A 775-nucleotide genomic window follows, 5' to 3' on the forward strand; every position below is an offset into this window, starting at 1 on the left:
TCTCGTCGACTGACCACTGCTCTATTCGTGGGCGGCCTCGGCCTGACTGCGTCGCATATCGTGCATGCCGCGCCGTCCGTACCGCCTGTTAACCAAGCCCCTGGTTTCTTTCGCATGGCTGTCGGTGATCACGTGGTCACAGCCTTGTATGACGGCTACGTCTCTATGCCTCCTAAGCTGTTGAACGGCAATCAGCAGCAAATCGAAACTCTGATGACGCGAATGTTTCAGAACCCGGAAGCGCCACTTGACGCATCCGTTAATGCCTTCCTGGTACATACCGCAACGAACCTCGTGTTGATCGATGCAGGTACATCAGATTGCTTTGGCCCGAACATGGGGCGGTTGATGGAAAGCATCAAGAGCGCAGGCTACAAGCCGGAAGACGTGGATACGGTGCTGATCACCCATATGCATCCTGATCATTTCTGCGGTATCACTTCCACCGAAGSCAAAGCGAACTTCCCGAATGCAACAGTCTGGGCAGGAAAAGCCGACGCCGACTTCTGGCTCGATGCCAAGTCCACTACGCGCCTGCCGACCGAGCAGCATGCATTCATCACAATGGCCCAGAATGCCGTGGCCCCATATGCGGCAATCAGTCGCTTCAAGCCCCTTACCGGCGCCGAAGAAATCGTGCCAGGCATTCGCGTGGTACCGTCCGCCGGCCATACGCCGGGCCATACCGCCTATTTGGTCAGCTCAGGTTCGGCCAACATGCTGGTGTGGGGTGATACTGCGCACTTCCACGCTGTCCAGTGGCCGCACCCAGAGG

General features: G+C 57.5%; 1 protein-coding gene. It reads left to right on the plus strand.

Going from position 1 to position 775, the window contains the following annotated elements; all coding sequences use genetic code 11:
• Positions 1-114: 114 nt before the first annotated feature.
• Positions 115-775, plus strand: a 661-nt coding sequence (locus AC1DSG_RS31495; protein WP_477794344.1) for an MBL fold metallo-hydrolase, incomplete at its 3' end; no start/stop codon positions are given.

Source organism: Pseudomonas sp. P5_A12 (assembly GCF_056400685.1).